The organism is Halalkalibacter oceani (assembly GCF_040544555.1).
In the GTDB taxonomy this organism is placed as follows: Bacteria; Bacillota; Bacilli; order Bacillales; family Bacillaceae_D; genus Halalkalibacter; species Halalkalibacter oceani.
In genome coordinates, this window is the sequence record NZ_JBEPKD010000051.1 from 1 (window position 1) to 6479 (window position 6479).

General features: G+C 48.6%; 7 protein-coding genes and 1 riboswitch. Of the genes, 4 read left to right on the forward strand and 3 right to left on the reverse strand.

Annotation, left to right across the window (positions count from 1 at the left end):
* Positions 1-151 precede the first annotated feature (151 nt).
* Complete coding sequence (locus tag ABMB67_RS23145; protein ID WP_354573453.1) at positions 152-670, reverse strand: PTS sugar transporter subunit IIA; 519 nt, start codon at positions 668-670, stop codon at positions 152-154.
* A 286-nt stretch (positions 671-956) separates the two neighbouring features.
* On the opposite strand from ABMB67_RS23145, the gene ABMB67_RS23150 reads away from it, so the two are divergent.
* The 3 genes from ABMB67_RS23150 (at position 957) to ABMB67_RS23160 (ending at position 3646) form a co-directional block, all read left to right on the forward strand.
* Entirely contained in the window at positions 957-1145 is a 189-nt protein-coding gene (locus ABMB67_RS23150) for a YjcZ family sporulation protein (RefSeq protein WP_354573454.1), read from the forward strand.
* Positions 1146-1315: 170 nt separating this feature from the next.
* Positions 1316-1417, forward strand: a riboswitch (purine riboswitch).
* A gap of 104 nt (positions 1418-1521) precedes the next feature.
* Positions 1522-2121 (forward strand): xanthine phosphoribosyltransferase, encoded by a 600-nt coding sequence (locus tag ABMB67_RS23155; RefSeq protein WP_354573455.1) that lies wholly within the window; start codon positions 1522-1524, stop codon positions 2119-2121.
* A 13-nt stretch (positions 2122-2134) separates the two neighbouring features.
* On the forward strand, positions 2135-3646 hold the full coding sequence (locus tag ABMB67_RS23160) for an NCS2 family permease (protein ID WP_354573456.1): 1512 nt from the start codon (positions 2135-2137) through the stop codon (positions 3644-3646).
* A gap of 254 nt (positions 3647-3900) precedes the next feature.
* Here the strand turns inward: ABMB67_RS23160 and ABMB67_RS23165 are convergent, their stop codons facing one another.
* Positions 3901-4641 (reverse strand): SDR family NAD(P)-dependent oxidoreductase, encoded by a 741-nt coding sequence (locus ABMB67_RS23165; protein ID WP_251223629.1) that lies wholly within the window; start codon positions 4639-4641, stop codon positions 3901-3903.
* Positions 4642-4670: 29 nt separating this feature from the next.
* A complete protein-coding gene (locus ABMB67_RS23170; RefSeq protein WP_251223706.1) occupies positions 4671-5870 on the reverse strand; it encodes a CynX/NimT family MFS transporter in 1200 nt (399 codons plus the stop codon).
* 291 nt (positions 5871-6161) lie between these two features.
* Here ABMB67_RS23170 and ABMB67_RS23175 point away from each other — a divergent pair, with 291 nt between their 5' ends.
* A complete protein-coding gene (locus ABMB67_RS23175) occupies positions 6162-6326 on the forward strand; it encodes a hypothetical protein (protein WP_251223630.1) in 165 nt (54 codons plus the stop codon).
* The last annotated feature ends 153 nt before the right edge of the window (positions 6327-6479 follow it).

A 6479-nucleotide genomic window follows, 5' to 3' on the forward strand; every position in this document is an offset into this window, starting at 1 on the left:
GGACACCCTTGCTCTTGGCTAATGGTTGGCAACTGCCAGCCCCCATAGCGGACTTTCACCGCCTAGCTACGCGCCATGCGTGGCGCACTAAAAAGAGGGCTTCGAAAGCAACTGCTTTTCGAAACCCTCGCAGAAGACCGGACGTGTCTCCTTACTTAGAATGCCGGATCGTCAGCAGCAGGGTTTCCCCTGCCACTGTGTCTGTAGCTGGCTCTTTGATCACGCTATCCAATTGATCTTGATTGGTGATGATCACAGGCGTTAAGGCACTGGCCGCTTTTTCTTTCACAAGATTGAGATCAAACTCGACCAGCAAGTCGCCGACTCGAACCTGATCGCCCTCTTTCACGTGGGCTTTGAAGCCTTCTCCATCCATCGTAACGGTTTCAAGGCCGATATGGATCAGCACTTCTGCTCCGCCTGCCGTCTTAATTCCGACCGCATGCTTCGTTGGAAAAACCTGAACAATCTCACCTGAAACCGGAGCAAGCACGGTTCCGTCAGCCGGATCAATCGCAAACCCGTCTCCCATCATTTTCTGAGAAAACGTCGGATCCGGTACATCTTCTATAGGAACAAGCTTTCCCGTTAAAGGAGCGTGAACCATCTCTTCCTTAGGTTGAATTGGGGAAGCCTCTTTTTTATCAAGCCCGAATAATTTTTTTAACATCGTTTTTCGTCACCTCTCTCGAGTATTCCCTCAGTTAGATTCTTTCTTGTTACTTTACCCTACGTGTTTCATTATCAAACAACTTTGTTCCTTTTTTCAAGGGAGATATCTCAATTGTTTCCTGAAATATCAGTAATGACGGCAGAACTGTACCGAAACGTTCAAAATCCTTCTTTATGATCCATGCCTGGATAAAGATGTACAGCTAATTTCCGCATTTGATGAGACCGTCCCCTGCCCCGATGCATAGTCTATACTATCTTATGATGAAAGGCGGTGGATAAACATGGGATTCTTCGGCGGATCAGGCTGCGGCTGCGGAGGTTACGGCGGCGGATATGATGGCGGATATGGATATGGACCGGTTGCCGGTGCTGGCTACGGCGGTGGCGGTTATGGCTGCGGTGGCGGCTTTGCGTTAATCGTAGTCTTGTTTATTTTGTTGGTTATTATCGGTGCTTCTTATTGTAAGTAAGAAAAACCGATGGGGGGCTCCGCTGGAAAATGTTAAAGCAGGAGCCCCTGCTTTTTTGCTTTCCAACGGCAATGGGCGAATGAATTTTCAGAAATATAGGCTAACATTCGTTTTTTTCGAAAAAAACCTTTTATTATCTTTTGTTTTGTTCTATACTATCCCCTATATACAAACAATCAGCCAATTAAACTCGTATAATCGTGGAGATATGGTCCACAAGTTTCTACCGGGCTGCCGTAAATGGCCTGACTACGAGTGATAATTTGTACACCGTACGTAAAAAGTCCGGATGTCAAGTTCTCACTCAGCGAGAGAGAGCTTGATGTTCGGGCTTTTTTTGATTGAACAAAAAGGGAGAAAAGGGAGAGATTACAGAATGGAAGCATTAAAGAAAGCGATCCAGGAGCGCGGTAATGTGCTTTCTGATCACGTTCTGAAGGTTGACAGTTTTCTAAACCATCAAGTCGATGTCGAGCTGATGGCAGCGATCGGCACCGAGTTTGCAAAACGCTTCGCCGATGAGCAAATCACAAAAGTGTTGACGATTGAGTCATCCGGTATTGCCCCAAGCTTTATGGCGGCTCATTATTTGGAAAGCCCGCTTATTTTCGCCCGGAAAAAGAAGTCCCTGACGATGAATGATCATGTTTATGTCAGTCAAGTGTATTCGTTTACGAAACAGGAAACGAATGACATCACTGTCTCGAAAGATTTTCTTCAAGCTGGAGACCGCGTATTGATCATCGACGATTTTCTTGCCAATGGACAAGCTGCCAAAGGTCTGATTGAGATTGTTGAGCAGGCCGGAGCCAGCGTCAGCGGAGTCGGCATTGTCATTGAAAAATCATTCCAGAATGGACGGCAGCTCCTTGAAGAGCAGGGCTATCGCATCGAATCATTAGCCAGAATTGCCGCCTTATCCGACGGTCAAGTCCGCTTCATTGAGGATCGTCTGACTACAACGTCTACCAACTAAGGAGAGAATGCAGATGTCTACGAAAGAAATTCATTATCCATTATATAAAAAAGAAGATACAGATGCTTTTTTTGCCTTATTTCAAAACAACCTCGCTAATTTTGTCGTCATTGCCGTGACGATGCTCGGGCTTGGCTTTCCGGCAAGTATTGTTTTTGGAAAAGTGATTCCCGGAGCGGCCGTTGCTGTCATTGTCGGCAATCTTTATTATGCGTATATGGCGAAACGCCTCGCTCAAAAGGAAGGCCGGACGGATGTCACCGCCCTTTCCTACGGGATCAGCACCCCTGTCATGTTTGTCTTTTTATTTGGCGTCCTCGTCCCGGCCCACGCCTTGACCGGTGATCACGAGCTCGCCTGGAAAATCGCTGTCGCCGCCGCCTTTTTAAGCGGTCTCGTTGAAGCTCTTGTCAGCTTCAGCGGCAACTGGATTCGCGCACGTCTGCCCCGCGCCGCCCTGCTCGGTGCGATCGCCGGGGTAGCGCTGACGTTTGTCGCCGGGGAAATGCTATTTAACACCTTCTCCATCCCGGTTGTCGGTCTTGTGTCACTTGCGATCATTCTTGTTGGTATTGTCGGTAAAATCGCGATGCCGTTTCGCATTCCGGCTTCTCTCTTTGCCGTCCTCGCCGGTACAGTGCTTGCTTTCGCGCTCGGTTTTCAATCGCCTGAACAAATTAGAGAAGGGTTGGCAAACATCGGCTTCTACCCACTCATTCCTTCGCTTGCACCATTTGAAGGAATGAGCTACCTGTTCGGCGCTCTAATCGGGATTTTGGCCGTGCTGATTCCGATTACTCTTTATAATGCGATTGAGACGATGAACAATGTCGATGCGATGGCTGCTGCCGGAGACTCCTACGACATCCGCGAATGCCAGGCGGTTGATGGCATTGGGACGATGATTGGGGCGATTTTTGGCGGCTTGTTTCCGACTACGGTGTACATCGCTACAGTCGGCTCAAAGGAAATGGGAGCCGGCCGGGGCTACAGCATTTTAAATGCGATCGTCTTTGCGCTCGCGGCCATGAGTGGTGTGATTGCTGCACTGGCTGCGATTATTCCATTGGCCGCTGTTGCGCCGATCCTCGTATTTGTCGGAATGTCAATGATCGGTACAGCTTTTGTATCCAATGAAAAGAAATATTACCCGGCCGTTGCGTTGGCGATGCTTCCTTATCTCGCCAACTATGTGATGACCCGCTTTAATAATGCCGCCGGAGAAGTGGTAGCCGGTATTTCAGAAGGAATTGTACCACTCGGTCAAGGGGCAATGTTCACGGCGATCCTGCTCGGAGCGATGACGGTCGCAATCATTGATCGCCAGTTCCGTCAGGCGACGATTTTCGCCCTTATCGCCGCACTGCTGTCATTTGTCGGCTTCATGCACGCTCCGGCTCTCGCATTCAATGCGGCAGGCGATTTCGCCGTTGGCTATATGCTAGTCGCCGTATTCTTCATCTACTGCGCCTTCGCCACACGCACAGCGGCCACAGCCGAAGACCCGCTGAAAAAAGCGGCATAAGAAAAGAGCTTAGAGAAAAGGGAAAGCTACCCTTTTCTCTAAGCTCGAAGCAATATGAAAGCATGCGCCTGCTTTAAAAACCATGTGCGGATTTCACTCACCATTTCGGGGATGTGCCATGCAATGGCTTCACACGCCACAAGCCCGTTGTGAGAAACCCACTCACAACGGGCTTTAAAAGATCGTGGCGGTTCCGCTCATTGCTTAGAGAGGCTGGGAAAAAGGTAAAAAAACAACCTTTGTCCCAGTCTCTTCTACTGTTCATAAATCATTTTGCGGGTCATGCCTCCGTCGATCGTGATGTTCTCTCCGTTAATAAAGGAATTGTCGTCGTCTGCGAGAAACAGACAAGCTCGGGCGATATCGTCAGGTTCGCCGACGCGCTTGGAAAAATGCTGGGCGTGATCCTGCTCGCGCAGCTCTTCCCGCTTTCCAGTATGAATCCAGCCTGGACTGATCGCATTCACCCGGATTCCTTCTTCTTGAAAGGAGGCGGCCAACGCATGCGTCAGCGCGACAATTCCGCCCTTTGAAGCGGCATACGCTTCCGAATGCGGTTCAGACATTACAGCACGGGTCGAAGCGATATTAATGATCGCCCCTTTTTTCTGCTTGCGCATCACTTTCGCAGCCTCTCTTGAAAAAAGAAAGACGCTTCTTACATTCGTCGCGAGAATATCATCCCATGCAGATGCGCTAAGATCAAAAGGAGAGCACCATTGCGATTTGCCCGCATTGTTAATCAGAACATCGATTCTGCCAAATTGTTGCTGAACGTGGCTGACAAGCTCGATAATTTGCTCTTCGCTCCTGACATCACAGCGGATCGGATGAGCTTCACCATTCTGCTTTCGGATACCGGCAACCACTTCCCTCGCTCTATCTAATTCGACGTCGGCCAGGATGACGATGGCTCCGCTTTTGGCGAACGCCCGGGAAACGGCTGCGCCGATCCCTTGAGCCGCTCCTGTTACAATGACAACACGTTTATCCATTTTCCCCCTCCTTTTGTCTCCAGTATAGCCTAGCTTACCTGCTTTTGAAAAAGAACACGATCCTGGGCGGCATACATCCCTGTCACGATCATGACGAGACTACATCCGATCAAGAGGAAAATCGCCGGTGTCCAGGAATGAAAGTGATCAAACAAATACCCCATGAACATCGGGCCGATCGCCGCTAAAAAATAGCCTCCGGATTGAGCCATCCCCGACAAATTAGCCGCCTCTACGCCATTGGATGTCCGCAAGCCGAATAACGTAAGGGCCAAACTGATCCCTGCGCCCTGCCCTAATCCAAGCAGGATGTTAAAAAGGGTAAGCGAAGCAACGCTTCCTCCGCTGTACAGACCGATAAAGCCGACAAGATAAAGCGTAACAATCGCCAGCACAATCGGCCGCTGGCTCTTTAGCCGTACTGCCAGGATCGGAACGACGAGCGTCGCCGGCAAGCCGGCAATCTGCATCACCGTTAGCAACCAGCCCGCTGTCGGCACATCAACTCCACGGCTGACGAGAATTTCCGGCAGCCAGGCAATCAGGCAATAAAAAATCGCCGACTGAAAGCCCATGAAGATCGTGACTTGCCAGGCTAATGGTGAACGGAAGAGCGAGCTGTTCGCTTCAAATACCGGTAACGTCTTTGGCTTGTGCTGAACGCGCAATTGCGGCAGCCAAATCAGCATGCCCGCTCCTGATAAAAGCGCCCAAACAGCTAATGCCTTTTGCCAGCCGAGCCCGAAAGTCTCTGCAAGCGGAATACTCAAGCCGGAAGCGAGAGCGGCCATCAGCGACATCGAAGTTGTAAACAGACCTGTCATGACGCCCATTTTTTCTGGATATTTTTCTTTCACAATTGCCAGGATCAGCACATTACAAATCGCGATCCCGAGACCGATCATCGCCGTCCCGACAAATAAAGCCGACAAGTACCCTGTAGAACGAAGCAAAATTCCAGCTGTTAAGACGACCAAAGCCAGAAAAACAACCGTTTCATTTCCGAGCCTTCTTCCCATTTTCGGGGCGACAATTGAAAAGACGCCAAACGCCAGTAATGGCAATGTTGTCAAAAGCCCGATGGCCGTATTCGACATTCCCGTATCAGCACGGATCCAGCCAATTAACGGTCCAACCGATGTAATAGCCGAGCGCAAATTAAAAGCAGCAATAATGACGGCAGCAAGAAATAACCATGTGCGTAATGAAACATGCTTACTCCCAGCCAGAGCATTGTTCTTAATGTTCATCTCGATCTCCCCTTATTTCATACCCGCACTTTTTCTTTCGTAATCCAGTGCGTGATATCATAAAATCTAACAATTATCAATTTCCATATTGTAACATGAAAATGTTCTTTAGTGTGACGAAATAATGACGCTATTTTCGTTGACGTAACCAATGACTTTTAAAAAAGCAACACCATTTCTTACGTTCACGCCTAGCAACAGCAATTCATGTTTCAATTTCCTGATAATCGAGAATATAACTTAGAAAGCAGACTTAATGGAGGTGTCGCTATGTATATCCTGCTGAGCTTTGTACTGATGATTTTCGCCGTTATCGGCACGACTTATCAGATTGGCAGTTTTGCTATTTATGTATTGCTGGCGCTAGCTTTTATTCTCCTTTCCGCCCATGTCCTCAATCATGTGCCAAAACGTGAAAACATCACGGAGAAATAGGCTGGCTGTTTTCAAGAGGCTGGGAAAAAGGTTGTTTTTTACCTTTTTCCCAGCCTCTTTTCCTACGATTAGTCAAGTACTACTTTATCAGTTGAGGATTTTTCCTCTATTACGATTTAGTGCATAGGAAAAAAACCTCAGTAATTCGAATTT